The following is a 25,710-nucleotide window of genomic DNA, read 5'->3' on the forward strand; positions in this document are numbered from 1 at the left end:
TGCTCGCCCTGCTCATGCTCGGGGTGGTGGTGGCCGCGCCGCTCGACCTCGAAGCCCAGATGCTGTTCACCGCCGCCTGCATGGCGGCGGCGCTCGTTTTACGCCGGCACGCACATCGCCTGGCGATCCTGGCGATGATCACGCTGTCGGTGATCGCCTCGCTGCGCTACATGTACTGGCGCCTGACTTCCTCGCTGGGCTTCGAGAACCTGCTCGACATGCTGTTCGGCTACGGCCTGGTGCTGGCCGAGCTGTATGCCCTGCTGGTGCTGCTGCTCGGCTACCTGCAGACGGCCTGGCCGCTGCAGCGCAAGCCCTACCCGCTGCCGCGCGACACCGCCCTGTGGCCCACGGTGGATGTGTACATCCCCACCTACAACGAGCCGCTGGAGATCATCAAGCTCACCGCCTTCGCCGCCCAGGCCATCGACTGGCCGAAGGACAAGCTCAACGTCTACGTGCTCGATGACGGCCGCCGCGAGGAGTTCCGCGACTTCTGCGCCGAGGCCGGGATCGGCTACATCATTCGCCCGGATAACTTCCACGCCAAGGCCGGCAACCTCAACCACGCGCTGAAGCTGACCCACGGCGACTACATCGCCATCTTCGATGCCGACCATGTGCCGACCCGTTCCTTCCTGCAGGTCGGCATGGGCTGGTTCCTGCGCGACCCCAAGCTGGCGATGCTGCAGACGCCGCACTTCTTCTTCTCGCCGGACCCCTTCGAGAAGAACCTCGACACCTTCCGTTCGGTACCCAACGAGGGCGAGCTGTTCTACGGCCTGGTGCAGGACGGCAACGATCTGTGGAACGCCACCTTCTTCTGCGGCTCCTGCGCCATCATCAAGCGCGGCCCGCTGGAGGAAGTCGGCGGCATCGCCGTGGAGACCGTCACCGAGGACGCCCACACTGCCCTCAAGCTCAACCGCCTGGGCTACAACACCGCCTACCTGGCGCTGCCGCAGGCCGCCGGCCTGGCCACCGAGAGCCTGTCCGGGCACATCGGCCAGCGCATCCGCTGGGCGCGCGGCATGGCGCAGATCTTCCGCACCGACAACCCGCTGCTGGGCAAGGGGCTCAAGCTCGGCCAGCGGCTGTGCTACCTCAACGCCATGCTGCACTTCTTCTACGGCCTGCCGCGCCTGGTGTTCCTCACCGCGCCGCTGGCCTACCTGTTCTTCGGCGCGCAGATCTTCCAGGCCGAGGCGCTGCTGATTCTGGCTTACGCGCTGCCGCACATCCTCATCGCCAGCGTCACCAACTCGACCATCCAGGGGCGCTTCCGCCATTCCTTTTGGAACGAGGTCTACGAGTCGGTGCTGGCCTGGTACATCATGCGCCCGGTGCTGCTGGCGATGGTCAACCCCAAGCTCGGCAAGTTCAACGTGACGGCCAAGGGCGGGGTGATCGACAAGAGCTACTTCGACTGGAAGATGGCGCGGCCCTATATCGTGGTGCTGGCCCTGAACCTGCTGGGCGTGCTGGCCGGCCTGTGGAAGCTGGGCTTCGACCCCGAGGTCAGCGTGGCCACGGTGCTGATCAACCTGACCTGGACCTTCTACAACATCGTCATCAGCGCCGCCTCGGTGGCGGTGGCCGCCGAGGCCCGGCAGATCCGCGCCGAGCCGCGGGTGTACGCCGAGCTGCCGGCCACCCTGAGCCTGGCCAACGGCAAGACCATCGTCTGCCGCACCAACGACTTCTCCCAGCGCGGCGTCGGCATCGCCCTGCCCGAAGGGGCGCAGGTCGAGCGTGGCGAGCAGCTGCTGGTGTCGCTGTTCCGCGACAACGAGGAATGCGTGTTCCCCGCCGTGGTGATGTTCTCCCGCGACGGCGTGCTGGGCCTGAACTTCCTCGAGCTGAACATCGAGCAGCAGCGCGAGCTGACCCGCATGACCTTCTCACGCGCCGACACCTGGGCCGCCACCTGGGGCCAGGGCGCCGTCGATACGCCGCTGGGCGCCCTGGCCGAAGTCTCCAGCATCGGCTGGCGCGGCCTTCGCCTGCTGTCGCGCGCCACCTTCGCCGAACTGCGTGCGCGCCTGCCCAGCCCGTCCTTCCACCTTCGCTCCACCCCGAGGAACCCATGAGCCAGAAACGCAATGGACTGTCGTCCCTGTGTCTCGCATTGACCCTGCCGCTGCTGCTGGCTTCCGCCTGGGCCGAGGAACCGGTGGAGGAGGGCGCCGTCGCCGTCGAGGGTGCTGCCGTCGACGGTGCTGAGATCCCGGCGGATGCCGTGCCGGTCGAGTTCGTGCCGACCTACAGCGCCACGCTCAAGCAGCTGGGCGCCAACTACACCATGCACCTGCGCGGCATCGAGGGCAGCGACAGCGTCAGCTTCGACGTGCGCGCCGACCAGGTGGTGAGCAAGGCGCGGGTCAAGCTGGAATACAGCTACTCGCCGGCGCTGCTGCCCGACCTGTCGCAGATCAACCTGATGGTCAACGACCAGGTGGCGGCCAGTCTGCCGGTGCCCAAGGAAACCGCCGGCACCCTGCAGCAGCAGGTGCTGGACATCCCGCCGCACCTGATCACCGAGTTCAACCGCCTGACCCTGCAGCTGATCGGCCACTACACCATGATGTGCGAGGACCCGCTGCATTCCAGCCTGTGGGCCAAGGTCAGCAACACCAGCGAACTGCAGCTGGAGACCACCCAGATCGCCCTGCCGGACGACCTGGCCAAGCTGCCGCTGCCGTTCTTCGACAGCCGCGATTCGCGCCTGCTGGAGCTGCCCTTCGTGTTTGCCGGTGCGCCGGACAACCGCAGCCTGGAGGCCGCCGGCATGGTGTCCTCGTGGTTCGGTGCGCTGGCCAGCTACCGCGGCGCGCGTTTCCCGGTCAGCCTCGGCCAGCTGCCGGAGAAGGGCAACGCCATCGTCCTGCTCAGCGGCGCGGCCAACCTCGACGGTGTGCCCGCGGCAACCGACAAGGGCCCCAGCCTGACCCTGATGGCGCACCCCGCCGATCCCTTTGGCAAGCTGCTGATCCTGCGTGGTGACGACGGCGAACAACTCAAGCAGGCCGCCCTGGCGCTGGTCACCGGCAGCCAGGTGCTGTCCGGCGCCCATGCGCGCATCGAGCGCATCGACAGCCTGGCGCCGCGCGAGCCCTATGACGCGCCGAACTGGCTGCCCAGCGACCGCCCGGTGCGCCTCGGCGAGCTGACGGAAGCCAAGCGCCTGAGCGTCTCCGGCTATGACCCGGGCACCATCAACCTGCCGCTGCGCCTGCCGCCGGACCTGTTCAACTGGCGCCAGCCAGGCGTGCCGCTGCACCTCAAGTACCGCTACACGCCGCAGCCGGTGTCGACCAACTCGTCGCTGCTGATCAGCGTCGGCGGCAAGTTCATCAAGTCGCTGCCGCTGCCGTCGCAGGAGAACCTCGACCAGTCGCTGCTGGCCAAGCTGCAGGATGACAGCCTGCTGCGCGAGGCCAAGCTGATGCTGCCGCTGGACAGCCTGCCGCTGCAGTCGGCCCTGCAGCTGCGCTTCATGTACGACTACATCAAGCAGGGCGATTGCCGCGACATCATCATCGACAACATGCGCGGCACCATCGAGCCGGATTCGACCCTGGACCTGAGCGGCTACGAGCACTTCATCGCCATGCCCAACCTGGGCGTGTTCCAGAGCAGCGGCTTCCCGTTCACCCGCATGGCCGACCTGGCCGAGACCGCCGTGGTGATCCCGGCCGGTGCCAGTGCCGAGGAAATCTCCCTGCTGCTCGACCTGCTCGGCCGCTTCGGCGAGTCCACCGGCCTGCCTGCCAGCGGCGTCAGCGTGACCCAGGGCGACAGCGATGCCGAGCTGGAGGACAAGGACCTGCTGGTGCTGGCCACCGGCAGCAACCAGCCGCTGCTGGAGCGCTGGGCCGACTGGCTGCCGGCGCAGATCAACGGGCGCGCCAGCTTCGAGCTGTCCGACCTGGTCCATCGCGTGCGCCACTGGGTGGACAGCGCCAGCCGCCGTCCGGCGCGCAGCAACCTGGTGCTGGGCAGCGGCGCGGCCGGCGCCTACGTGGCCGGCTTCGAGTCGCCGCTGACCAGCGAGCGCAGCGTGGTGGTGATCGCCGCCAGCGCCGCCGACCGGCTGGGCGAAGTCAGCGCGGCCCTGCGCGGCGGCGAGGACTACGAGCAGTCCCTGCAGGGCAGCCTGGCGGTGGTCAACGGCACGCGCATCAACTCGCTGGTGGCCGACGAGCAATACCATGTCGGCGACCTGGGCTGGTTCCGCTACCTGCAGTGGCTGCTGGCGCACAACCTGGGCTGGATGCTGCTGCTCACCGCGCTGGGCGTCGGCCTGATCAGTCTGCTGCTGTTCGTCAGCCTGCGTGCGCGGGCTCGTGCCCGCCTGAACGGCTGAGGTCGGCCATGCGGCGTCTGTATCCGACTCTCTGCGCCGGCCTGCTGAGCCTCGTGCTCGGCGGCGCCGCACAGGCTGCCTGCCCGGTCGATTGGCCGCACTGGCAGCGCTTCGCCGAACACTGGATCCAGCCGGACGGCCGCGTCCTGGAGTCCAGCCTGGAGAAGAACCACAGCACCTCGGAAGGGCAGTCCTACGCACTGTTCTTCGCCCTGGTGGCCAATGACCAGGCGCGTTTCGAGCGCATCTGGCGCTGGAGTCGCGAGAACCTCGCCGGCAATGACCCGCAGAACATCCTGCCGGCCTGGCTGTGGGGGCAGGGCAAGGACGGCCAGTGGCAGGTGCAGGACCCCAACTCCGCTTCCGACGCCGACCTGTGGTTCGTCTACGCCCTGCTGGAAGCCGACCGCCTGTGGCGCAAGCCCGAATACCGCGCCGATGCGCTGGCCCTGCTGGCGCAGATCAAGGCCCGTGAAACCACCGAGCTGCCAGGCCTGGGCCCGGTGTTGCTGCCGGGTCCGATCGGCTTCTCGCATATTGGCCATCTGTGGCGCATCAACCCCAGCTACCAGCCGCTGCCGCTGCTGCGCCGCCTCGCCGCCGTCGACCCCAAGGGGCCGTGGAACGCCATCGCCCGGCACAGCGCGGTGTTGCAGGAGCAGGCCGGGCCGCATGGCTTCGCTGCCGACTGGATCGGCTACCGCGCCGTGTCCGAGCGTGCCGGGCTGTTCGCCAGCGACCCGATGAAGGGCGACAGCGGCAGCTACGACGCCATCCGCGTCTACCTCTGGGCCGGCATGACCGATCCCGCCGACCCGCTGGCCAAGCCGCTGCTCGACAGCCTGTTCGGCATGGCGCGCGCCACCGCCTCCAGCGGCCTGCCGCCGGAGAAGGTCGACGTGCGCACGGGCGTCACCTCGGGGCAGAGCCCGAGCGGCTTCTCCGGCGCCCTGGTGCCGTACTTCCGCGCCAAGGGCCAGCCCTGGCTGGAAGAGCTGCAGGACCAGCGCGCGCGCGGCGCCATCGACCAGTGGATCGCCGGCACGGGGCCTGCGCCGTTCTATTACGACTACATGCTCAGCCTGTTCGGTCTCGGCTGGGCAGACAAGTACTACCGCTTCGCGGCCGATGGCCGTCTGCTACCGCTTTGGGAGTCTCCATGTTCCGCTACCGCCCGCTGACTCTGGCGCTGCTCGCCGCCCTGGCCCATGGCGGCGCCAAGGCCGAGGGCAGCGATGCCCAGCGCCTGCTGATCGAGCAGGGACATTTCTGGCAGGCGCAGGACAAGCCCAAGCGTGCCGGCGAGGTCTGGCAGAAGCTGCTGCTGATCGATGCGGCGCAGCCGGATGCGCTCTATGGCCTGGGCTTCATCGCGGTCAAGGACGGCGACCTGGCCAGCGCCGGCGGCTACCTGCAGCGCCTGCAGGCCATCCAGCCGTTGCCGCGTCAGGCCCTGCTGCTGGAGCAGGATATCCGCCTGGCCGATCCGGCCAACCAGAAGCTGCTCGACGAGGCTCGCCTGCTGGTCGAGAGCGATGAGCGCGCGAAGGCCGCCGAAGTCTATCGCCGTGCGCTGGGCGGCAAGCCCGCGCAGGGGCAGATCGGCCTGGAGTTCTACAACAACCTGGGCTACGTCGACGCGCACTGGGCCGAGGCCCGCAGCGGCATGCAGCGCATCCAGCGCGAGTACCCGGACGATCCCTATGCCGCGCTGTTCCTGGCCAAGCACCTGGCGCGCAACCAGGGCGCGCGCGAGGAGGGTATCCGTGCCCTGGCCAAGCTGGCCGAGCGCGAGGATATCGGCGGCGACGCCGACGAAAGCTGGCGCCTGGCGCTGACCTGGATCGGCCCGCCCAACAAGGCGCAGCAGCCGCTGTTCGAGCAGTTTCTCAAGACCCATCCGGACGACGAGGAAATCCGCGCGCTGCTGGTCAAGGGCCGCACTCAGCCCGCCAGCGCAGCGGCGGCCTGGCGCCGTGACCCGCAGCTCGACCGCGGGCTCAAGGCCCTGGAGAAAGGCGAACTGCAGGTGGCCGAGCGCGAGTTGAGCGCCTACCTGGAGAAGCACCCCAAGGACCCTGATGCCCTCGGCGGGCTCGGCATCCTGCGCCAGCGCCAGGAGCGCTTCGAGGATGCCGAGCTGCTGCTCACCCGTGCCGTGAAGGGCGGCGGTGGCCGCGCCTGGCAGAGCGCGCTGGACGATGTGCGCTACTGGTCGCTGCTGCAGCGTGCTCGCGACAACATCGCCAACGCGCGCAATGCCGATGCCCGCCAGCAACTGGAACAGGCGCGCCGGCTCAAGCCCAAGGATGCCGAGGCCGTGCTGAGCCTGGCCGAGCTGCAGGCCCAGCAGGGCGAACTCGCGGCCGCCGAAACCGGCTATCGCCAGGCGCTGCAGCTGGGCCAGCAGCAGGCGCGCGCCCTGCGCGGCCTGGTGCAGGTGCTGGGTGGCCAGGGCAAGGTCGACGAGGCCCTGCACGAGCTGGACAAGCTGCCCAAGGCCGAGCGCGAGAAGATTGGCAGCCTCAGCCAGCTGCGTGCCGAGCAGGCGCTGCAGCGCGCCCGCGCCGCCGAACAGCGCGGCGACAGCGCCGGCATGCGCCGCGAGCTGGAAAACGCCCTGCGCGATGATCCGAACAATGCCTGGGCACGCTTCGCCCTGGCGCGCCTGTACGTTGACCTGGGCGCCGTGGACGAAGCGCGCAGCCTGGTCGATGGCCTGTTGCAGACCCAGCCGAACGACCGCGACGCGCTGTACACCAGCGCCCTGTTGTCCATGCAGCTGGGCGACTGGCGCAAGGCCCAGACGACCCTCGCGCGCATCCCGCGCGACGCGCGCAACGCGGACGTCAGCCGGCTGGTGGCCGAAGTGGATTTCAACCTGCAGATGCAGGAAATCGAGGAACTCAACCGTAGCGGTCGGCGCGCCGAGGCCCGTGCCTTCCTCGGCCGCATCGAACCGCTGGCCCAGGGCAAGCCGGCGCGTCTGGCCAGCATGGCTTCGGCCTATGCCGATGCCGACGACCCGCAGCGTGCCATGGCCATCATGCGCGACCTGCTGGCGCGCAGCCCGCGCAACGACCTGTCGCTGACCCTGAGCTATGCCGGCGTACTGTTGCGCGCCGAGCAGGACGCCGAAGTGGCCGCCATTCTGCGCGACCTGCAGGGCCGCAGCATGACGGTGGAGCAGCGCAAGCAGTACGACGATCTGCTGTTCCACTACCGCGTGCGCCAGGCCGAGCAGCTACGCCTGCGCGGTGAGCTGGCCGCCGCTTACGACACCCTGGCGCCCGCCCTGGCGCAGCGCCCGCAGGACCCGCTGGTGGTTTCGGCGCTGGCGCGCATGTACGGCGCCAACGGCGACACTGCCAAGGCCCTTGAGCTGTTCAAGCCGCTGGTGCAGCGTCACCCGCAAGACGCCAACCTGCAGGTCGGTGCTGCCGACATGGCCGCCCAGCAGGCCGAGAACGGCTATGCCGAGGAGCGCCTGGAACAGGCGCTGAAGCTGGCGCCCAATGACGTCGACATCCTCACCACCGCTGCCCGTGTGTACCGCTACCTCGGTCGCACCGGTACCGCCGCCGAGCTGCTGGGCAAGGTGGTGGCCCAGGAGAAACGCGAACAGACCCCGAGCTACGCCGCCAGCACCCGTCCGGCCAGCGCGCCGGCCAACCCCTTCGCCGGTGTCGGCAGTCTGGCCGCAGTACCTGCGGCGATTCCCGACCCGGTATCGACCCTGGCGGCGCCGGTCGAGCGTCCGACTCTGGCGCTGGACGATATTCCAGCCCCGGCGAGCAGCCAGCCGCGTGCCCCGGCCCGTGCCGAGCTACCGGTGAGCACTACGCGCGACAGCCTGCTGGCCCTGGAAACCGCGCCGGCACTGGCCGCCGCCGAGCCGGCCTCGGCCAATCCCTTCCTGCCGGGTGCCGAGGAAGAGCCGGACCCGCGTGCCGGCATGAGCGAGGCGGCCCGCGCCCTAGACGATATCCTGCAGCAGCGCAGCGCTTATGTGGTGCAGGGCGTGACGGTGCGGACCAACGACAGCGAGTCCGGCCTGAGCAAGATCACCGATGTGCAGGCGCCGTTCGAGGCCAGCATGCCGCTGGGCGACAACCGCCTGGCCGTGCGCGTGACCCCGGTCTCGCTGAACGCCGGCAGCCTGGACGACAGTGCGCGTGATCGCTTCGGCGGTGGCCCGCAGGCGACCCTGGACAACCCGGGCATGTCGCCGGGTTCGCAGAAGGATTCCGGTGTCGGCCTGGCCGTGGCCTTCGAGAATCCCGGTGCGGGCCTCAAGGCCGACATCGGCACCACGCCGCAGGGTTTCCTCTACAGCACCGCCGTCGGTGGCGTCAGCGTCGAGCGTGCCGTGCCGGGCAACCCGGACCTGCACTGGAACGTCGGCGTGTCGCGGCGCGCGGTCACCGACAGCCTGCTGTCGTTCGCCGGTGCCGAGGACAAGCGCACCGGGCAGAAGTGGGGCGGCGTCACCGCCAACGGTGGACGTGCCCAGCTGGCCTTCGATGACCGCGAAATGGGCGCCTATGCCTATGCCGGCTGGCATCGCCTGCTCGGCAACAACGTCGAGGACAACGACCGGGTGGAGGCGGGCACCGGTGTCTACTGGTACCTGCAGAACGACGAGCAGAGCCAGGCCACCATCGGTCTCGACCTGCTCGGCATCGGTTATCGCGAGAACCTCGGCTACTTCACCTATGGCCACGGCGGCTACTTCAGCCCGCAGAGCTTCTTCGCCCTCGGCGTGCCGGTCAGCTGGGCGCGTCGCTACGAGCGCCTGAGCTTCCAGCTACGCGGCTCGGTCGGCGTGCAGTCGATCAAGCAGGACGAGGCCGACTTCTTCCCCGGCGACCGCGCGAAACAGGCCGAGGCCAGTCGTGCGCTGGGCTACGAGGCGGTCTACGGCAGCGATAACAGCACCGGTATCGGCTACAACCTGGCCGGCGCCGCCGAATACCAGCTGGGCGACCACCTGTTCCTCGGTGGTCACGTCGGCGTCGACAACGCCCAGGACTACCGCCAGTGGAACGGCGGCCTGTACCTGCGCTACATGCTCGAACGCATGACCGGCCCGATGCCGCTGCCCGTTTCTCCCTATCAATCCCCCTACGCGAAATAAGGATTCCCATGGCTTCCTCCCTGCTTGCCGGCCTGTCGATCCTGATCATTGGCGACAGCCATATGGCCACTCCCAACTACCTGATCGGCGGTCTGCACGACGACCTCATCCGCAAGGGCGCCAACGTCCATTCCATCGGTATCTGCGGGGCCAATGCCGGCGACTGGCTGAAAGTCTCTCCGGGTGGCGGCTGCGGTGCGGCCGAGCGCCGTGGCAAGGAGCCGGCCCAGGTGCTGCGCGGCAAGGCCAGCACCACGCCGATCAAGGAGCTGATCGCCAAGGACAAGCCGGACCTGGTGCTGATCGTGATCGGCGACACCATGGCCGGTTACGACAAGCCGTCCTTCCCCAAGGCCTGGATCTGGCAGCAGACCACCAGCCTGACCAAGGCCATCGGCGCCACCGGCACCCAGTGCGCCTGGGTCGGGCCGAACTGGGGTACCGAGGGCGGCAAGTACGGCAAGACCTACGCCAAGGTGAAGCAAATGTCAGCCTTCCTCGCCGCCAACGTGGCGCCGTGCAGCTACGTCGACTCGCTGAAATTCTCCAAGCCGGGCGAGTGGGCCACCACCGACGGCCAGCACCTCAATGTGCAGGGCTACCAGAAGTGGGGCGCGGCCATCAGCGCCGAGCTGGAGAAAGTGCGCAAGGGCGCCGCCCAGTAAGCCCGGTATTCCTCTTTACGAACGATTCAAGGAGTTTCAGATGTCTTCTTCCGTACTGGCCGGCCTGACCCTTCTGGTGCTCGGCGAAAGCCACATGAGCCTGCAGAACCACCTGACCGAGCCGCTCAACGCGGCGCTGGTGGCCAAGGGCGCCAACGTGCATTCGATCGGTGCCTGCGGTGCCAGCGCGGCCGACTGGCTGGTGACCAAGAAGGTCGACTGCGGTGCCGTGCAGGACAACAACGGCAAGCTGGTGCTCAAGGGCAGTGGCGCCACCACCACGCCGATCAAGGAGCTGATCGCGCAGCAGAAGCCTGACGTGGTGGTGCTGGTCATCGGCGACACCATGGCCTCCTACGACAAGCCGGCCTTTCCCAAGGCCTGGGCCTGGCAGAGCGTGACCAACCTGACCAAGGCCATCGCTGCCACCGGCACCAAGTGCGTGTGGGTCGGCCCGGCCTGGGGCAAGGTCGGTGGCAAGTACAAGAAGAACGACCCGCGCACCCAGTTCATGTCGCAGTTCCTCGCCGCCAACGTGGCGCCCTGCACCTATGTCGACTCGCTGAAAATGTCCAAGCCGGGGCAGTGGGTGACCACCGATGGCCAGCACTTCACCGTGGCCGGCTACAAGGCCTGGGGCAATGCCATCGCCGAAGCGATGAGCAAGCTGCCGGCCGCCAGCCTGAAAGGAGGCAAGTGATGAAGCGCGCACTGCTCGGTCTGTTCGCTGTGCTGCCGCTGGGCCAGGCCCTGGCGGCGGAGATTCCGCTGTATCCCACCGGCCCCAGCGAAGATTCGGCCTTCCTGCGCTTCTTCAACGCCGGCGAGACGCCGCTGGAGCTGAACGCCGCCAACGGCGCCAGTCTGCGCCTGGCAGGCGAGCAGCGCGCCTCCGACTTCCTCACCGTGCCGGCCGGCAAGCCGATCCAGGGCAGCCTGAAGCAGGGCGGCGCGCAACAGGCGCTGGATGTCAGCGTCGAGCCGGGCGAGTTCGCCACCGTGGTCGGCCTCGGCAACGGCAAGGAGCTGCGCCTGCTGACCCTGCGCGAGCAGCCGGACGACTTCAACTCCCTGAAAGCTTCGCTGGCCTTCTACAGCCTCGATGGCAGCTGCGCCAACGCAGGCCTGCAGGCCGCCGGGCGCAATGTCGACATTTTCAAGGATGTCGCCGAAGGCAGCCTGCAGCGGCGTTCGATCAACCCGCTGAAGCTGTCCGTGCAGCTGCGCTGCGGCGGCGCCGCCGTCGGCCAGCCGCTGGACCTTGGCCAGCTGGCCGCCGGCCAGCGCTACACCCTGTTCCTGGTGCCCTCGGCGCAGGGGCCGCGCCTGTTCCAGGCCGTCGACAATCTGGCTAACTAAGATCCCGACATGGTTTTCGCCTCCCTCGAATTTCTCCTGCTGTTCCTGCCCACCTTCATGCTGGTGTATGCCTTGGTCCGGCCGGGGGGGCGCAACCATGTGCTGCTGATCGGCAGCTGGATCTTCTATGGCTGGCTGAGCCCGGCCTTCCTCCTGCTGCACGTGGTACTGACGGCGGTGGGCTGGGTCGGCGGCCTGCTGGTGGAGCTGACCGATGCGCAGTCGCGGCGGCGCTACCGCCTGCTGACACTGCTGATCGTGGTCAATGTGCTGGTGCTGAGCTGGTACAAGTACGCCAACATCCTCGCCGCGACCTTCAACGAGCTGCTCAGCGCCTACGGCGCCATGCCGTTCGAGTGGCAGAAGGTGGCGCTGCCGGCGGGCCTGTCGTTCATCGTGCTGCAGGTGATCTCCTACCTGGTCGACGTGCATCGCAAGGTGGTTCCGGTCGAGCGCAGCTTCGCCAACTTCGCCACCTACCTGGCGATGTTCGGCCACTCCATCGCCGGTCCGATCATCCGTTACGACTGGGTGCGTCGCGAACTGGTGCAGCGCTATTTCAATCCGCTGAACTTCGCCCTCGGCGCGCGCCGCTTCATGATCGGCATGAGCATGAAGGTGCTGGTGGCCGACAGCCTGTCGCCGCTGGTGGATGTGGCCTTCAGCCAGGCCAATCCGTCCTTCGTCGATGCCTGGATCGGCTGCCTGGCCTACTCGCTGCAGCTGTTCTTCGACTTCGCCGGCTACAGCGCCATGGCCATCGGCCTGGGCCTGATGCTCGGCTTCCACTTCCCGGAGAACTTCAACCGGCCGTACTGGGCGCGCAACATCCAGGACTTCTGGCGGCGCTGGCACATCTCTCTGTCCAGCTGGCTGCGCGACTACCTGTACATCGGCCTGGGCGGCAACCGCTTGGGTACCTGGAAGACCTACCGCAACCTGTTCCTGATCATGGCCATCGGCGGCCTGTGGCACGGCGGCGACAGCTGGAACTACGTGCTCTGGGGCGCCGCCCACGGTATCGCCCTGTGCATCGATCGCGCCTGGAGCCGCGCCGGCCTGCCGGACCTGCCGGCGCCGCTGGCGCACACGGTGACGCTGCTGTTCGTCTGCCTGGCCTGGACCCTGTTCCGCTCGCCGGACTTCGCCACGGCGCTGGGCATGTACGCCGGCCAGTTCGGTTTCAACGGCTTCGCCCTGGGCGATGCCCTGGCGGCGACCCTGCGCCCGGCCCACGGTATCGCCGCCGCCCTCGGCGTGGTGTGCCTGCTGCTGCCGCTGCTGCAGGCCCGTGCCGAGGCGCGCTTCGGCCACAGCCTGAGCTTCCGTGCGGTTGGCGCCCTGTGGCCGGTCGCCGGTTTCCTGCTGTCGTTCGCCCTGATCGCCAGCCGTGAAACCGTACCTTTCCTGTACTTCCAGTTCTAAGGGGACGTCCTCATGTCGAAAAAAGACGCTTCCCTCGCCCCGGTACCGCCGAGTGCGATGACCATTCTGCTCAGCCCGGTCGCCGGAGTGGTGATGTTCGTGTTCCTGCTGGCCGGCCTGCTCAGCTGCCTGTGGGCCATGTTCGTCAGCGGCAAGGTGGACCTGCTGCCCAAGGAGCACGACTGGGCCGCCATCAGCGAAGGCGAGATCACCCACCATATCGCCAAGGAACTGTCCCATGTGACGCTGGCCAGAAAGGCGGCCGACCTGGAGCGCGCCGCCAGCTGGCTGCTGATCGGCGACACCGGCGCGCGCGTGCGCCAGGGCTGTGCTGGCTGGCTGTTCCTGGCCGACGAGAACCGCATCCACCCGCGTGCCGAGGTCAATGCCCAGGCGCGTGCGCAGAAGGTGCTCGCCGTGCGTGACTGGCTGGCGGCGCGCAATATCCGCCTGCTGGTGGCGCTGGTGCCGGACAAGAGCCGGATCGCCGCCGACCAGCTGTGCGGTATCAGCCGTTCCGCCCAGCTGGCCGATCGCGCGCAGCGCTGGCAGGCGCAGCTGCAGCAGGCCGGCGTGGCGGTGCTGGACCTGGCACCGACCCTGCAGGCGCTGGGCAGTTCGGCCTACCTGCGCAGCGACACCCACTGGAGCGAAGCGGGGGCGCAGGCCGCCGCACTGGCGCTGGCGCCGCAGATCGGCGTGCTCGGTGTGACCCCGACACCGGCCCAGCAGCTCAAGCGCGAGCTGCAGGCGGAGGCGCCGCGCCCTGGCGATCTGGTGCGCCTGGCGGGCCTCGACTGGCTGCCGGAAGGCCTGCAGCCGGCCGGCGAGCGGGTGGCCGAGTCGCGCTTCAGCAAGGTCGAGCAGGCCGAGGCGATGAGCGAGGACGACCTGTTCGGTGACAGTCAGCTGCCCAACGTGGCGCTGATCGGTACCTCCTTCTCGCGCAACTCCAACTTCGTGGCCTTCCTCGAGCAGGCCCTGGGGGCCAGCCTGGGCAACTTCGCCAAGGACGGTGGTGAGTTCTCCGGTGCCGCCAGGGACTACTTCGCCAGCCCGGCTTTCCGCGAAACGCCGCCGCAGCTGCTGATCTGGGAGATTCCCGAACGCGACCTGCAGTCGCCCTACAAGGACGACATCGAGCTGTCGGTGCTGTAACAACTTGTAATGAAAGTTCGCCCGGGGCCCGGCATGCGCTTGCCCCGGTGACGCGGTCAGATGCAGTGGGAGCAGTCCCGGAGCCGGCACTCGCCGGCGCCTTCCCCGCGGTCGAAGGAGGCCGCCATGTCCCGTCTAGCCCTTGCCCTTGCAGTTCTGGCCCTGAGCCTCAGCGGTTGCGCCGTGTACGGTGGTGACTACGGTTATCCCGGCCCCAGCGTGCGCTACTACGAAAGCTACCCGTCCTACCGCGTCTACTACTACGACGATGACCGCAACTACCATCGCTGGCATCGCGACCGCTATCAGGAGCGCCGCCATTCCCACTACGCGCCGGGCTACGACGGCCGTTACCAGTGGCAGGATGGCAGGCGCCACGAGCGCTACCGCGAGCATGACCGTGGCTACCAGCCGCCGCGCCATGGCTGGGACCAGCGCTATCGCCAGTATGACCGCCGCGACCAGTCGTCCTGGCAGCGCCATGGCGGCCAGCGCTACGACGGCTACCCGCGCAAGCACCAGGAGCGCCGCCACGAGCGCCAGCGCAGCCAGGAGCGCGAGCCGGACCGGCGTAGCCAGCGCGGCGATGGCCGCTACTGGGGGATTTCCAACTGAGTGAGGGGCAGCGGGGAGCGTCCCGCTGTCGCTTCAGCGCGGCTCGACGAAGAGTTTCTGCACCGCCGAGAAGTCCAGCTTGCCGTTGCCCTGCTTGAGCAGCAGACGGTACAGCTGCAGCGCCAGCGCGCCCATTGGCGTGCTGCTGCCGGTGGCCTGCGCCGCCTCCTGGGCCAGGCCGAGGTCCTTGGCCATCAGCTCGGCCATGAAGCCGCCGCTGTAGCCTTTCGACGCCGGCACGTTGTCCATCACCCCCGGCCAGGGGTTGTACTTCTCCAGGCTCCAGTTGCCGCCCGAACTCTGCCGCATGATCTCGGCCAGCACGGCCGGGTCCAGGCCGCTGGCCACGCCCAGGGCCATGGCCTCGGCGGTGCCGATCATGTGCACGGCGAGCAGCTGGTTGTTGCACACCTTGGCCACCTGGCCGGCGCCGTCGGGGCCGGCGTGGAAGATGTTCTTGCCCATGGCGGCGAGGATCGGCCGGGCCTTGTCCAGTGCCTCGGCCTTGCCGCCGACCATGAAGGTCAGGGTACCGGCGGCGGCGCCGGCGGTGCCGCCGGACACCGGCGCATCGAGCAGGGCGATGCCGCGCGCGGCCGCCACGGCATGCACCTTGCGCGCGGATTCCGGGGCGATGGTCGAGCATTCCAGCACCAGGCTGCCGGGCGTGATCTTCTGCAGCAGGCCGTCATCGCCCAGGTACAGACCCTCCACATGGCGGCTGGCCGGCAGCATGCTGACCACCACCTGGGCGTCGCGCACGGCCTCGGCGGCGCTGGCGGCAGGCTTGCCGCCGTCCTGGATGAAGGCGTCCAGCGCCTCCTGCACCAGGTCGAAGGCGGTCACGGCAAAGCCGGCCTTGAGCAGGTTGCGGGCCATGGGCAGGCCCATGTGGCCGAGGCCGATGAAGGCGATCTGGGTCATTGTTGTTCTCCTTGTACAGTCCCGGTGATGGTGTGGCCGCGCAGGGCCTTGTTCTTCCCTCTCCCGTGGGCGGGAGAGGGGAGTGTCAGTACGTAGCCCGGATGCAATCCGGGGTGCGGTTTCGCAGCTCTCCCGGATTTCATCCGGGCTACGGCTCGTTCCTACAGATCCGCCAGTGGGTGCTCGCCCTCCCAGACCGGGGCGAAGTGCGCCGCGATCATCGCCGCCGGGATGGCCGCCGGGTCGGGCCAGTGCCACTTCGGTGCCTGGTCCTTGTCGATCAGGCGCGCACGCACGCCCTCGGGGAATTCCGGATGGCGGCAGCAGTTCAGGCTCATGGCGTATTCCATGCGGAACACCTCGGCCAGCGACAGGTGGCGGGCGCGGCGGATCTGCTGCCAGACCAGGTGCGCGGTCAGCGGGCAGCCGGCGGCCAGGGTCTTGGCGGCGCGCGCCAGCAGCAGGTCGTCGTCGCCCTGCAGGGCGCTCAGCGCATGCCAGGCGGCGGGCAGGTCGGCCACGTCGAGCAGCGCGTCGATGCGCTCGCGGCGCGGCAGCCACTGGGCTTGCGGCAGTTCCGCGCGGGCCTCGTGCTCCAGGGCGCGGAGCAGGCTGGTGAGCTGTTCGGCGGCCTGCTGCTGCCAGTTGAGCTGTGTCAGGCCGTCGAGCAGCGCGTCCTGCTGGTCGTCGCGCAGGAAGCGGTCGGCGAGATTCAGGTCCAGGGCGTCACGGGCGTTGATGCTGGCGGCGGTCAGGCCGAGGAACAGGCCGAGCCTGCCCGGCAGACGGGCGAGGAACCAGCTGCCGCCCACGTCCGGGTACAGGCCGATGTTGATCTCCGGCATGCCCAGGCGGCTGCTCGGGGTGACGATGCGGATCGCCGCGCCCTGCATCAGGCCCATGCCGCCACCCAGCACATGGCCGTGGGCCCAGCAGATCAGCGGCTTGGGGTAGGTGTGGATGCGGTGGTCGAGGCGGTATTCGTCGGCGAAGAAGCGCCGCGCCAGCGGCGGCACCTCGCCGGGGTGCTCGCGGCACTGCTGCACCAGCTGCACCACGTCGCCGCCGGCGCAGAAGGCCTTGGGCCCGTTGCCGCGCAGCAGCACGCAGGCGATACGCTCGTCCTCGGCCCACTGGCGCAGCTTGGCGTCCAGCGCCTCGATCATCGGCAGGCTCAGGGCGTTGAGGCTCTTCTCCGCATCCAGGCTGGCGATGCCGATGCGGTAGCCATGCTGGGCGGGGCGTTCTTCGAAATGCAGGTTCATGGAGGTCATCACTTGTTGCGCCACTGCGGGTCGCGTTTCTCCAGGAAGGCGTTGACCCCCTCGCGGGTGTCGTCGGCGTCGAACAGGTCGACGAAGCGCTCGCGCTCCTCCGGCAGCCAGGTGTTCGGCCCGCGTGAACGTGCGCCCTGGATCAGCGGCTTGATGGTGCGTACCGCCACCGGGCTCTGCCGCGCCACCTTGGCCGCCAGCAGCAGGGCGGTGCCGCGCGCCTCGCCGCTGTCCACCACCTGCTCGATGAGGCCGATGCGCAGGGCGGTCTCGGCGTCGATGCGCTCGCCGCAGAGGATCATGCGCTTGGCCCAGCCTTCGCCGACCAGCCAGGGCAGGGCCTGGGTACCGCCGGCGCAGGGCAGCAGGCCAACCGTGGCCTCGGGCAGGGCCAGCTGGGCCTGGCGTTCGGCGATGCGGATGTCGCAGGCCAGGGCGCATTCCAGGCCGCCGCCCATGGCGTAGCCGTTGATCGCGGCGATGGACACGCCGCGGAAGTCGCGCAGGGTCTCGAAGGCCTCGCCGAAGCGCCGCGCCATCTCGCGGGCGCGCGCCTTGTCGCCGTCGGCGAACAGGTTGAGGTCGGCGCCGGCGCTGAAGAACTTGCTGCCCTGGCCGGTCACCACCAAGGCGTAGATGTCGTCGTCGCGGTTGAGGTGTTCGACCACCTGCTTGAGGCCGATCAGTGAGTCGCGGTCCCAGGTGTTGGCCGGCGGGTGGTTGATGGTGATCAGCGCGGTGTGTCCGTGCTTCTCCACCGTCAGCTTGTGGGTCAGGTCGAAGATGCCGGGTTTGTAGGCTTCGATGGCGGTGCTCATAACGCTCCTCGTCGGTGTTCTTGCCCGTCTCATTCATGGGAGATGGGGCAGGGGGAGAGGGAGGCTGTTCGGCCCCCTCTCCCTGACCCTCTCCCCGGGGGGAGAGGGGACTATAAGCAAAAGCTACAGCAGGCGATCGAGCATGCCGCCCTGGTCCAGCAGGCGGCGGGCGATGATCACCCGCATGATCTCGTTGGTGCCTTCCAGTATCTGGTGCACGCGGCTGTCGCGTACCCAGCGCTCCAGCGGGTAGTCGTTGAGGTAACCGTAGCCGCCGTGCAGCTGCAGGGCCTCGTTGCACACCGTGAAGCAGTGGTCGGTGGCGAAGCGCTTGGCCATGGCGCAGTACAGGCTGGCCTCGGCGTGGCCGTGGTCCAGCTTGTGCGCGGCCAGGCGCACCATCTGCCTGCTCGCGGTCAGGTCGGTGAGCATATCGGCCAGCTTGAACTGCAGGGCCTGGAAGGTACTGAGCTGCTTGCCGAACTGCTTGCGTTCCTCGACGTAGCGCAGGCTCTGCTCCAGCGCCGCCTGGGCCGCGCCGAGGGAGCAGCTGGCGATGTTGATGCGGCCGCCGTCCAGGCCCTTCATGGCATAGACGAAGCCCTGGCCCTCCGGGCCGATGCGGTTGCCGGCCGGGATGCGCACGCCCTCGAAGGCGATGGTGCGGGTCGGCTGCGCGCGCCAGCCCATCTTCAGCTCGTTGCGCCCGTATTTCACCCCCGGCGCGTCGCCCGGCACCAGGAAGCAGGACACGCCCTTGGCGCCGTCCTCGCCGGTGCGCGCCATGACGATCAGTACATCGGTGCTGCCGGCGCCGGAGATGAAGCACTTGCTGCCGTCCAGCACGTACTCGTCGCCGTCGCGCCGCGCGCGGGTGCGCAGGTGGGCGGCGTCGGAGCCGGCGTCCGGCTCGGTCAGGCAGTAGGAGGCCAGCAGCTCGCCGCTGGTCAGGCGCGGCAGCCAGGCATCCTTCAGCGCCTGGTCGGCGAAGCTGGCCAGCATCCAGCTGGCCATGTTGTGGATGGTGAGGAAGGCGGTGGTGGCGATACAGCCGGCGGACAGCTGTTCGAAGATCAGCGAGCTGGACAGGCGCGACAGGCCCAGGCCGCCATCCTCTTCCTTGATGTACAGGGCCAGGTAGCCCTGTTCGGCGGCGCGCTTGATCACGTCCACCGGGAAGTGGTGGTCGCGGTCCCAGTCGGCGGCGTGTGGCGCCAGCTCCTTCTGGGCGAAGGCGCGGGCGCTGTCGACCAGCAGGCGTTGTTCTTCGTTCAGTTCAAAGTCCATGGTTCCTCACTGCAGGGTGCTGGGCTGGCCGGCCGCCTGCCGCTCGGCCTGCCATTCGGCGAGGCTGGGTGCGGCCTGGGCGCCGTCCAGTTGGTGGACGATCTCGAAATAATCCTGGCGCAGGGCGTCCTTCATCACTTCGGCGCGCGGCTTGACCCGCACGGCGTAGACGCTCTGCACGTTCTGGTGGTCGAAGGCGCGCCACTGCTGCTGATCCTTGAGCAGGCGGTAGCTGTGGCCTTCGAGGGCCTTGATCAAGGCTTCGCTGTCCAGGCTGCGGGCCCGTTCGGCGGCGTCGGCCCACTGGTGGACGATGCTGTAGGCCGAGGCGGCGGCGCTGGAGGGGTAGACCTGGTAGCGCTCGGTGAAGTCACGCACGAAGGCCTTGCCGGCTTCCGAGCCGACCAGCTCGGGCACGCGCCAGGTCCAGGGCTCGGTGCCGATCACGCCCTGCATCAGGCTGGGGCCGGCCTGCTCGACTATGCCCTGGGTCAGGTTGGGCGCGACTATCTGCATGCGCTGGGTCAGGCCCAGGTCCTCGGCCACGCGCATGGCACGAACCAGATCCTCGCCGAACAGCACCAGTACCAGCACTTCGGCCTGGCTGGCGGCGGCCTGGCTCAGGCGTTCGTGGTAGTCACCGAGGCGGGCGCCGGGGAAGGGCACCTTGAGCCCCGGATGACGGGCGATGTCCTGGGTGCCGGTGGCCTGGCGCAGCGAGCTCTCGCTGGTGGTGCCCCAGGTGTAGTCGGCGGTGACGTAGAAGTAGCGCTTGCCCGGCAGGGTCTTGGCCAGGTACTGGCCGAGCACGCGGGCGCTCATCCAGGCGCTGTTGCACTCGCGGAACAGGTAGCGCTGGCCGTCCTTGCCGGTGGTGTCGTTGGAGTAGGTGAGGGTGCCGAAGTACAGCAGGCCGCGCTCGCGGGCGTGCTTGCCGGCGGCGATGGCCACCGCGCTGGAGGCACCGCCGAAGAGCATGGCGGCGCCCTCGTCGGCCAGCTTGTCGACGTTCTTCACCGCCTTTTCCGGGCGCGAGGCGGTGTCCCGGCTGGACAGGCGCAGCGGCCGGCCCAGCACGCCGCCCTGGGCGTTGAGCTCGTCGATGGCCAGCAAGGCTCCGCGCATCTGTGCCAGTCCCTCTTCCTTGTACGGGCCGGTGCGCGGGTAGTTGAGGCCGAGGGTGATGGGCTCGGCGGCCTGCGCACAGGCGGTGATCCCGGCCCACAGGGCCAGGGTGGCGGTCAGTCGTTTCATCGGGCAATGGCTCCTTGTTCTTGTTGTGCCGGGGCCACTCTGAGGCCCTGGCGAACGCGGAGGCATTGTCTTTTCGTCTTAGTCGTCCGTTATTGAGGTGAGTCAGGTCTCACTTCAGTTGGATGGTCATGTTCGGTCCACTCACCGGACTGTCATCGAACCAGCGGCTGGTGACCGTCTTGGTCTCGGTGTAGAAACGCACCGCCTGCTTGCCGTAGGCGTGCAGGTCGCCATAGAAGGAGCCCTTCCAGCCGGTGAAGGAGAAGAACGGCAGCGGCACCGGGATCGGCACGTTGATGCCCACCTGGCCGACTTCCACCGCGTGCTGGTAGTGGCGCGCGGCGCCGCCGGAGCGGGTGAAGATGCTGGTGCCGTTGCCGTAGGGGCTGGCGTTGACCAGCTCGATGGCCTGCTCCAGGGTGTCGACCTCCATGCACACCAGCACCGGACCGAAGATTTCCTCGCGGTAGAGGGACATCTTCGTCGTCACACCACGGAACAGGGTCGGACCCAGCCAGTTGCCGTCCGGGTAGCCGGGCACCTCGCAGTGGCTGCCGTCGAGCAGGCACTCGGCGCCTTCGGCCTTGCCCTCGGCGATCAGCCGCTGCACGCGCTGCTTGGCCTGCTGGCTGATCAGCGGGCCATAGGCGGCGCCGCTGTCCTTCCAGTAGCCAGGGCGCAGCTCGGCCATCTGCGCGGCCAGCTCGTCGATCCACTGCTTCGACTCGCCGACGAACACCGCCACGCTGATCGCCATGCAGCGCTGGCCGGCGGCGCCGCAGCTGGCGCCGAGCAGGTTGCTGATGACCTGGTCCTTGGGCGCGTCGGGCATGATCACCATGTGGTTCTTGGCGCCGGCGAAGGCCTGCACGCGCTTCAGGTGCTGGGTGCCGGTGCGGTAGATGTGCTGGCCCACCGGCACCGAGCCGACGAAGGAGATGGCGCGGATGTCTTCGTGGGTGAGCAGGGCGTCGACCACCTCGCGGCCGCCGTGCAGCACCTGCAGCACGCCGGCCGGCGCGCCGGCCTCGAGGAACAGCTCGGCCAGGCGGTTGGGGGTCAGCGGGTCCTGCTCCGACGGTTTGAGGATGAAGGTGTTGCCGCAGGCGATGGCCAGCGGGAACATCCACAGCGGGATCATCGCCGGGAAGTTGAACGGGGTGATGCCGACGCACACGCCCAGCGGCTGGATATAGCTGGCGGTGTCGATCTCGCGGGCGACGTTCTCCACCGTCTCGCCCATCATCAGGCTGCAGATGTTGGCCGCGTGCTCGGCAACCTCGATGCCGCGCCAGACGTCGCCCTTGGCATCGGCGAAGGTCTTGCCGGTCTCGCCGGCGAGGATCTCGGCCAGCTCGTCGTGGTGTTCCTTGAGCAGGTGCTGGTAGCGCAGCATCAGCCGCGCACGCTCCGGCACCGGCACTTCGCGCCAGGCGAGGAAGGCCTTCTTGGCACTGGCGATGGCCGCCTCGATCTCCTCGTGGGTGGCCTTGGGCGCCAGGGCCAGGACTTCCTGGGTGGCCGGGTCGGTCACTTCGATCAGTTCGCGGGCGTGGCTGGCCTGCCACTGGCCATCGATCAGCTGGGGGATCACTCGGGGCATCGCGGGCCTCCTGATTGTTCTTGTGTGCCCCTGTTATAGCCGCAGCCGACCAGCCTGTGGATTGACGATCTTGCTCTCGGGATGGACGATCTTGGGATTCGAAACCGGAGAGTCAGCATGGCCGCATCCGTCGAAACCTCCAACTGGCCGCTGCCCGCCGGCGGCCTGCGCTTCATCGTGCCGCCGCGGCTGCGCCGTGTGCTGGCCCGCCATCCGCTCAGCGGCGGCTGCTACCCGCTGGCCCTGGGGTTCTACCCGGAGGCCGCCGGACACCGCATGCAGCGCGTGCAGCCGGACGATCACCTGCTGATCTACTGCCGCGCCGGGCGTGGCTGGCTGGAGACGGTGGATGGACGATTAGAGGTCGGTGGCGGCGACCTGCTGCTGCTGCCGCGCGGCCAGGCCCATGCCTACGGCGCTGACCCCGAGCGGCCCTGGACCCTGTACTGGGTGCACTTCGACGGCAGCCTCGGCGACGACTTCCTGCGCCTGCTGGGCAGGCCCGGCGCGCGGCGCATCGGCGTGCAGCCGCGCCTGCTGGCGGACTTCGAGGCGCTGCTCGGCCTGCACCGCCAGGGCCTCAACCCGGCGCACTTCATCCACGCCGCCCACCAGTTGCAGGCACTGCTCAGCTCGCTGGCCATACTGCCGGCGCGCACCACGTTGAAGTCCGGGCGGGTGCTGGACGTGGACGCGGTGCAGGCGGTGATGCGCAGCCACCTGCATGGCAGCCTCAACCTCGACGAGCTGGCGGCGCAGTTCAAGCTGTCGCGCTTCCACTTCGCCAAGACCTACCGCGCCCTGACCGGCCATGCGCCGATCCAGGACTTCATCCAGCTGAAGATGGCCCAGGCCTGCCGCCTGCTCGACCAGGGCAGCCTGGAAGTGCGGCAGATCGCCGAGCAGCTGGGCTACGACGATCCCTACTACTTCTCGCGGCTGTTCCGGAAGGTGGTGGGCATGGCGCCCAGTCACTATCGGGCGTTGCACCAGGGCTAAATGAACAGGCCGTGGGTATCAGCCACGGCCTGTTCTGTCGCGGTCAGATCGAGCAGACCAGCCCTGCCAGCTCCACCCGGCCGAAGCTGGCGCCGGGGTCGAGCGGGGTGATGGCCAGCAGGCGGTCGAGGCGCACCTCCTGCTGGCCTGCCTCGGTCTGCAGCACGAGGAACTCCTCCTTGCTCGGGGCCGTGCGCGTATCCAGCGCCCTGGCCACGAAGCCCGGGCCCTCGACCAGCTCGACCTGCAGGCGGTAGCCGTGCATGCAGGCGATTTCCAGGAAGTCGTGCAGATCGCAGTTCAGGGGTTGATACGTGTTCATGGCTTTCCTCCTCGGCTCAGCAACCCTGCAACGGGATGATGAAGTAGCCCTGCCGGGCGATGGCCGCGGCCACCTCGGGGTGGGCCGGCTCGCTGTGGCAGAACTGGCAGCGACTCTGCTCCACATCCGCTTCCGCCACGCCGCGGCTGGCGAGCCAGTCGCGGGCATGGCGGGCGGCGAGGGCCTGGTCGTTGCCTGCGATGAGCACGTCGAAGTGTAGGTAGCTACCGTCGAGCGTGCGCACGTGGGTGTCGAAGACCTGCACCTTCATGTCATTGCTCCTCTTTCCAGGTGGCCGGCAGCGACAGGTCGCCGGAGGCCACGTCCCACACGCTGGAGACGCACAGCAGCGGGTTGTGTAGGTTGGCATTGACCTGCAGGGCGGCGGTCACGCCGTCGTAGTTGAAGCTCTGCGGAAAGCCGACGGCGGCCAGCGGCACGCGGATGCGCGCGGCGTCGCCCTGCACGCTGAGGTCGTAGCCGGGCGAGTCGATGTAGATCGGCGTGCCGGGCCAGGTGGCCGGCAGCCTGGGCTTGGCGCCTTCGGGGATGTCGCGCACCTTGAGTCCGGACGGGCCGCAGCTTTCATCCTTGGTCAGCACCACCCAGTGCGAGTGCCACAGGCCGCCGTCGTTGTCCTGCTTGCCGTCGCCGTTCTCGTCCAGCTGCGGGGTGTCGTCGAAGTCCGGGTGCGAGGTCAGCGCCAGGGCGAGGATGCCCGCGCCCGGCTCGAAGCCGACGCTGCCGGCGTCCAGGCTGGTCGGCCAGACATAGCTGTACACCTCGGCGGCGGCGAAGCTGCCCTTGGGCGAAGGCGTGCGGCTGCCGGCCTGGCCGTCGACCAGCTGTTCGAACACCAGATCGCTGCCGTCCTTGGTCACGCGGGTGTGCACCAGGTCGAAGGCGGCGTCGAGCTGGGTGCTCTTCTCGCTGTGGATGCCGCCCGGGCCATGGGCCCAGGCCTGGCTGGCGAGGAGTGCGGTGAGCGCGAGAGCGAAGGGGGCTTTCATGGCCGGCTCCTTATTTCAGGTCGTCGATGGAGGCGCCGAAGTTCAGGTGCAGCACCTGGCCTTCGACCACCAATGCGGGCACCGACCTGACACCGGCCGCTTCGGCCTCGGCGGCGCGCTGTGGCTGATCGCCGAGGTGGACGACCTCGACCTCAACTTGCGGGGCCAGCAGGGCGAGCAGGGTCTGTTCGGCCGAAACGCAGACGGGGCAGCCGGCGTGGTAGAAGCGTGCGTGGGTCATTTCGAGTCTCCTTCAGGTTAATTTGGTATCGATTCAATACTGAATTGAAGGCTACGCGAACTGCGCGCTTTGTCAATATGGTTTTTAGTCGATACTATGTGTCGACAGGAGTGATGACATGACCGCCACGACCCTCTTCGACCTGATCGAACGCCTGACCAGCCTGATGCGCATCTGGAACCGCCAGCACCCGCTGCTGGCGGAGCTGCAGCCGATCCAGGTCAGCGCGCTGGTCTACCTGTCGCGCTGCAACTGCTACTCCAATACGCCGCTGGCGGTGACCGAGTACCTGGGGCTGACCAAGGGCACGGTGTCGCAGTCGCTCAAGGCGCTGGAGGCCAAGGGCCTGATCGAGAAGGTGCAGGACCCGCACGACCGGCGCAGCGTGCACCTGGAACTGACCGTGCCGGCCCGCGAGCTGCTGGCGGCCATCGCGCCGCCGCAGTTCCTGGTGGCGGCGCTGGAGCAGCTGGGCGAGCGCGCGCAGGCGCTGGAGGTGCTGTTCGGCGACCTGCTGCGGCAGATCCAGCGCAACCAGGATGTGCCCGGCTTCGGCCTGTGCCACACCTGCCGCTTCCACCAGCAGCGTGACGGTGCGCCGTTCTGCGGCCTGACCCAGGAACCGCTGCGCCAGTCCGATAGCGAGCTGATCTGCCGCGAGCATCAGCCGCCACAGGCGGCCTGACCAGGCCCTACACCCGGGCGATGGTCGCCAGGCCGGTGGCGATCAGCTTCTCCGCGCCATCCTTGACGGCGAACACATCGGCCCGGCACACCGCCTGGCGCTGGCCGGCCTTGAGCACTTCGCTGCGGCAGACCAGGCGCTCGCCGAGGGCCGGCGCCAGCAGGTTGAGCTTGTACTCGCTGGTGACCACGTCGCCGACCATCGAGGCCGCCGCCCAGGCGCAACCGCTATCGACCATGAAGCCGACCACGGCGCCGTGCAGGTAGCCGTGGTGCTGGCACAGGTCCGGGCGGCTGCGCACCTGCAGGCTGACCTTGCCGGGCGCGAAGTCGAGCAGTTCGGCGCCCAGCAGCTGGGCGAAGGTGGAGTGTTGCAGGGCCTGTTCCAGGCGTGCGCGGCTGATGCCGGTGGCGGTGTCCATGTGGGTGCTCCTCGCAGGTGGGGAACCTGCAGTCTTGGCCGGCTTCGGCGTACGGGCCACATGCATCCACGGCCGTGATGGCCGGGCATCAGCTTGACTTGCACGCGGCCCTTGCCTAGCGTGCCGCTTCCGTTTTTCGCAGCAGGA

The 25,710-nt window shown here is 68.6% G+C and carries 23 protein-coding genes; 12 read left to right on the forward strand and 11 right to left on the reverse strand.

The features are described from left to right. Window positions 1-14: 14 nt before the first annotated feature. From bcsA to AAG092_RS17365, 10 genes are all read left to right on the forward strand, one after another. Window positions 15-2,090, forward strand: coding sequence for a UDP-forming cellulose synthase catalytic subunit (bcsA, locus tag AAG092_RS17320; protein WP_373389614.1), 2,076 nt, complete (start codon window positions 15-17; stop codon window positions 2,088-2,090). Continuing rightward, entirely contained in the window at window positions 2,087-4,366 is a 2,280-nt protein-coding gene (gene bcsB / locus AAG092_RS17325) for a cellulose biosynthesis cyclic di-GMP-binding regulatory protein BcsB (RefSeq protein ID WP_373387649.1), read from the forward strand. Before bcsA ends, bcsB begins: the two co-directional genes overlap by 4 nt. 8 nt (window positions 4,367-4,374) lie before the next feature. Continuing rightward, window positions 4,375-5,547 (forward strand): cellulose synthase complex periplasmic endoglucanase BcsZ, encoded by a 1,173-nt coding sequence (bcsZ, locus tag AAG092_RS17330; RefSeq protein ID WP_373387650.1) that lies wholly within the window; start codon window positions 4,375-4,377, stop codon window positions 5,545-5,547. Then, on the forward strand, window positions 5,526-9,503 hold the full coding sequence (locus tag AAG092_RS17335) for a cellulose synthase subunit BcsC-related outer membrane protein (protein ID WP_373387651.1): 3,978 nt from the start codon (window positions 5,526-5,528) through the stop codon (window positions 9,501-9,503). The genes bcsZ and AAG092_RS17335 overlap by 22 nt, the downstream gene beginning before the upstream one ends. A gap of 8 nt (window positions 9,504-9,511) precedes the next feature. Next, the gene (locus AAG092_RS17340; protein ID WP_061903716.1) at window positions 9,512-10,168 is read left to right on the forward strand and encodes an SGNH/GDSL hydrolase family protein; all 657 of its coding nucleotides are present in this window, start codon (window positions 9,512-9,514) and stop codon (window positions 10,166-10,168) included. Window positions 10,169-10,208: 40 nt separating this feature from the next. Next, window positions 10,209-10,868, forward strand: a complete 660-nt coding sequence (locus tag AAG092_RS17345; protein WP_021699339.1) for an SGNH/GDSL hydrolase family protein — start codon at window positions 10,209-10,211, stop codon at window positions 10,866-10,868. Further along, entirely contained in the window at window positions 10,868-11,527 is a 660-nt protein-coding gene (locus tag AAG092_RS17350) for an alginate O-acetyltransferase AlgF (RefSeq protein ID WP_373387652.1), read from the forward strand. The genes AAG092_RS17345 and AAG092_RS17350 overlap by 1 nt, the downstream gene beginning before the upstream one ends. A gap of 9 nt (window positions 11,528-11,536) precedes the next feature. Then, window positions 11,537-12,952, forward strand: coding sequence for an MBOAT family protein (locus AAG092_RS17355; RefSeq protein ID WP_373387653.1), 1,416 nt, complete (start codon window positions 11,537-11,539; stop codon window positions 12,950-12,952). A 12-nt stretch (window positions 12,953-12,964) separates the two neighbouring features. Continuing rightward, entirely contained in the window at window positions 12,965-14,110 is a 1,146-nt protein-coding gene (locus AAG092_RS17360; RefSeq protein WP_373387654.1) for a cell division protein FtsQ, read from the forward strand. A 126-nt stretch (window positions 14,111-14,236) separates the two neighbouring features. Further along, window positions 14,237-14,725: a hypothetical protein gene (locus AAG092_RS17365; RefSeq protein WP_373387655.1), complete on the forward strand. Its 489-nt coding sequence runs from the start codon at window positions 14,237-14,239 to the stop codon at window positions 14,723-14,725. A gap of 33 nt (window positions 14,726-14,758) precedes the next feature. On the opposite strand, the gene mmsB is transcribed toward AAG092_RS17365, so the two are convergent. The 6 genes from mmsB to AAG092_RS17395 form a co-directional block, all read right to left on the reverse strand. Further along, complete coding sequence (gene mmsB, locus AAG092_RS17370) at window positions 14,759-15,649, reverse strand: 3-hydroxyisobutyrate dehydrogenase (protein WP_373387656.1); 891 nt, start codon at window positions 15,647-15,649, stop codon at window positions 14,759-14,761. A 161-nt stretch (window positions 15,650-15,810) separates the two neighbouring features. Beyond that, a complete protein-coding gene (locus AAG092_RS17375; RefSeq protein ID WP_373387657.1) occupies window positions 15,811-16,914 on the reverse strand; it encodes an enoyl-CoA hydratase/isomerase family protein in 1,104 nt (367 codons plus the stop codon). Window positions 16,915-16,922: 8 nt separating this feature from the next. Further along, entirely contained in the window at window positions 16,923-17,741 is an 819-nt protein-coding gene (locus AAG092_RS17380; RefSeq protein ID WP_110681772.1) for an enoyl-CoA hydratase, read from the reverse strand. A gap of 123 nt (window positions 17,742-17,864) precedes the next feature. Beyond that, window positions 17,865-19,028 (reverse strand): acyl-CoA dehydrogenase family protein, encoded by a 1,164-nt coding sequence (locus tag AAG092_RS17385; RefSeq protein ID WP_373387658.1) that lies wholly within the window; start codon window positions 19,026-19,028, stop codon window positions 17,865-17,867. A gap of 6 nt (window positions 19,029-19,034) precedes the next feature. Next, window positions 19,035-20,282 carry an ABC transporter substrate-binding protein gene (locus tag AAG092_RS17390; protein WP_373387659.1) on the reverse strand — a complete coding sequence of 416 codons (1,248 nt, stop codon included), beginning with the start codon at window positions 20,280-20,282 and terminating at the stop codon, window positions 19,035-19,037. Between the two features lie 109 nt (window positions 20,283-20,391). Then, the gene (locus tag AAG092_RS17395; RefSeq protein WP_110681775.1) at window positions 20,392-21,885 is read right to left on the reverse strand and encodes a CoA-acylating methylmalonate-semialdehyde dehydrogenase; all 1,494 of its coding nucleotides are present in this window, start codon (window positions 21,883-21,885) and stop codon (window positions 20,392-20,394) included. A gap of 117 nt (window positions 21,886-22,002) precedes the next feature. On the opposite strand from AAG092_RS17395, the gene AAG092_RS17400 reads away from it, so the two are divergent. After that, on the forward strand, window positions 22,003-22,884 hold the full coding sequence (locus AAG092_RS17400; protein ID WP_373387660.1) for an AraC family transcriptional regulator: 882 nt from the start codon (window positions 22,003-22,005) through the stop codon (window positions 22,882-22,884). A gap of 43 nt (window positions 22,885-22,927) precedes the next feature. Here AAG092_RS17400 and AAG092_RS17405 read toward each other — a convergent pair whose 3' ends face one another. From AAG092_RS17405 to AAG092_RS17420, 4 genes are read right to left on the reverse strand one after another with little or no spacing between them, the layout of a single operon-like run. After that, a complete protein-coding gene (locus tag AAG092_RS17405) occupies window positions 22,928-23,206 on the reverse strand; it encodes a Rho-binding antiterminator (RefSeq protein WP_373387661.1) in 279 nt (92 codons plus the stop codon). 16 nt (window positions 23,207-23,222) lie between these two features. Next, a complete protein-coding gene (locus tag AAG092_RS17410; protein ID WP_373387663.1) occupies window positions 23,223-23,477 on the reverse strand; it encodes a DUF2024 family protein in 255 nt (84 codons plus the stop codon). A 1-nt stretch (window position 23,478) separates the two neighbouring features. Continuing rightward, a complete protein-coding gene (locus tag AAG092_RS17415) occupies window positions 23,479-24,216 on the reverse strand; it encodes a hypothetical protein (protein WP_373387664.1) in 738 nt (245 codons plus the stop codon). 10 nt (window positions 24,217-24,226) lie between these two features. Beyond that, complete coding sequence (locus AAG092_RS17420; protein WP_373387665.1) at window positions 24,227-24,457, reverse strand: glutaredoxin family protein; 231 nt, start codon at window positions 24,455-24,457, stop codon at window positions 24,227-24,229. Window positions 24,458-24,575: 118 nt separating this feature from the next. Here AAG092_RS17420 and AAG092_RS17425 point away from each other — a divergent pair, with 118 nt between their 5' ends. After that, the gene (locus AAG092_RS17425; RefSeq protein ID WP_373387666.1) at window positions 24,576-25,142 is read left to right on the forward strand and encodes a MarR family winged helix-turn-helix transcriptional regulator; all 567 of its coding nucleotides are present in this window, start codon (window positions 24,576-24,578) and stop codon (window positions 25,140-25,142) included. A gap of 7 nt (window positions 25,143-25,149) precedes the next feature. On the opposite strand, the gene AAG092_RS17430 is transcribed toward AAG092_RS17425, so the two are convergent. Then, a complete protein-coding gene (locus AAG092_RS17430; RefSeq protein ID WP_373387667.1) occupies window positions 25,150-25,563 on the reverse strand; it encodes a PaaI family thioesterase in 414 nt (137 codons plus the stop codon). Between the last annotated feature and the right edge of the window lie 147 nt (window positions 25,564-25,710).

Source organism: Pseudomonas alcaligenes (assembly GCF_041729615.1).
Classification (GTDB): domain Bacteria; phylum Pseudomonadota; class Gammaproteobacteria; order Pseudomonadales; family Pseudomonadaceae; genus Aquipseudomonas; species Aquipseudomonas alcaligenes_B.

What these genes read in the sequence shown, in the direction of transcription:
- bcsA (WP_373389614.1), top strand. Translation starts at nt 15, where the DNA reads ATGCTCGGGGTGGTGGTGGCCGCGCCGCTCGACCTCGAAGCCCAGATG.
- bcsB (WP_373387649.1), top strand. Translation starts at nt 2,087, where the DNA reads ATGAGCCAGAAACGCAATGGACTGTCGTCCCTGTGTCTCGCATTGACC.
- bcsZ (WP_373387650.1), top strand. Translation starts at nt 4,375, where the DNA reads ATGCGGCGTCTGTATCCGACTCTCTGCGCCGGCCTGCTGAGCCTCGTG.
- AAG092_RS17335 (WP_373387651.1), top strand. Translation starts at nt 5,526, where the DNA reads ATGTTCCGCTACCGCCCGCTGACTCTGGCGCTGCTCGCCGCCCTGGCC.
- AAG092_RS17340 (WP_061903716.1), top strand. Translation starts at nt 9,512, where the DNA reads ATGGCTTCCTCCCTGCTTGCCGGCCTGTCGATCCTGATCATTGGCGAC.
- AAG092_RS17345 (WP_021699339.1), top strand. Translation starts at nt 10,209, where the DNA reads ATGTCTTCTTCCGTACTGGCCGGCCTGACCCTTCTGGTGCTCGGCGAA.
- AAG092_RS17350 (WP_373387652.1), top strand. Translation starts at nt 10,868, where the DNA reads ATGAAGCGCGCACTGCTCGGTCTGTTCGCTGTGCTGCCGCTGGGCCAG.
- AAG092_RS17355 (WP_373387653.1), top strand. Translation starts at nt 11,537, where the DNA reads ATGGTTTTCGCCTCCCTCGAATTTCTCCTGCTGTTCCTGCCCACCTTC.
- AAG092_RS17360 (WP_373387654.1), top strand. Translation starts at nt 12,965, where the DNA reads ATGTCGAAAAAAGACGCTTCCCTCGCCCCGGTACCGCCGAGTGCGATG.
- AAG092_RS17365 (WP_373387655.1), top strand. Translation starts at nt 14,237, where the DNA reads ATGTCCCGTCTAGCCCTTGCCCTTGCAGTTCTGGCCCTGAGCCTCAGC.
- mmsB (WP_373387656.1), bottom strand. Translation starts at nt 15,649, where the DNA reads ATGACCCAGATCGCCTTCATCGGCCTCGGCCACATGGGCCTGCCCATG.
- AAG092_RS17375 (WP_373387657.1), bottom strand. Translation starts at nt 16,914, where the DNA reads ATGAACCTGCATTTCGAAGAACGCCCCGCCCAGCATGGCTACCGCATC.
- AAG092_RS17380 (WP_110681772.1), bottom strand. Translation starts at nt 17,741, where the DNA reads ATGAGCACCGCCATCGAAGCCTACAAACCCGGCATCTTCGACCTGACC.
- AAG092_RS17385 (WP_373387658.1), bottom strand. Translation starts at nt 19,028, where the DNA reads ATGGACTTTGAACTGAACGAAGAACAACGCCTGCTGGTCGACAGCGCC.
- AAG092_RS17390 (WP_373387659.1), bottom strand. Translation starts at nt 20,282, where the DNA reads ATGAAACGACTGACCGCCACCCTGGCCCTGTGGGCCGGGATCACCGCC.
- AAG092_RS17395 (WP_110681775.1), bottom strand. Translation starts at nt 21,885, where the DNA reads ATGCCCCGAGTGATCCCCCAGCTGATCGATGGCCAGTGGCAGGCCAGC.
- AAG092_RS17400 (WP_373387660.1), top strand. Translation starts at nt 22,003, where the DNA reads ATGGCCGCATCCGTCGAAACCTCCAACTGGCCGCTGCCCGCCGGCGGC.
- AAG092_RS17405 (WP_373387661.1), bottom strand. Translation starts at nt 23,206, where the DNA reads ATGAACACGTATCAACCCCTGAACTGCGATCTGCACGACTTCCTGGAA.
- AAG092_RS17410 (WP_373387663.1), bottom strand. Translation starts at nt 23,477, where the DNA reads ATGAAGGTGCAGGTCTTCGACACCCACGTGCGCACGCTCGACGGTAGC.
- AAG092_RS17415 (WP_373387664.1), bottom strand. Translation starts at nt 24,216, where the DNA reads ATGAAAGCCCCCTTCGCTCTCGCGCTCACCGCACTCCTCGCCAGCCAG.
- AAG092_RS17420 (WP_373387665.1), bottom strand. Translation starts at nt 24,457, where the DNA reads ATGACCCACGCACGCTTCTACCACGCCGGCTGCCCCGTCTGCGTTTCG.
- AAG092_RS17425 (WP_373387666.1), top strand. Translation starts at nt 24,576, where the DNA reads ATGACCGCCACGACCCTCTTCGACCTGATCGAACGCCTGACCAGCCTG.
- AAG092_RS17430 (WP_373387667.1), bottom strand. Translation starts at nt 25,563, where the DNA reads ATGGACACCGCCACCGGCATCAGCCGCGCACGCCTGGAACAGGCCCTG.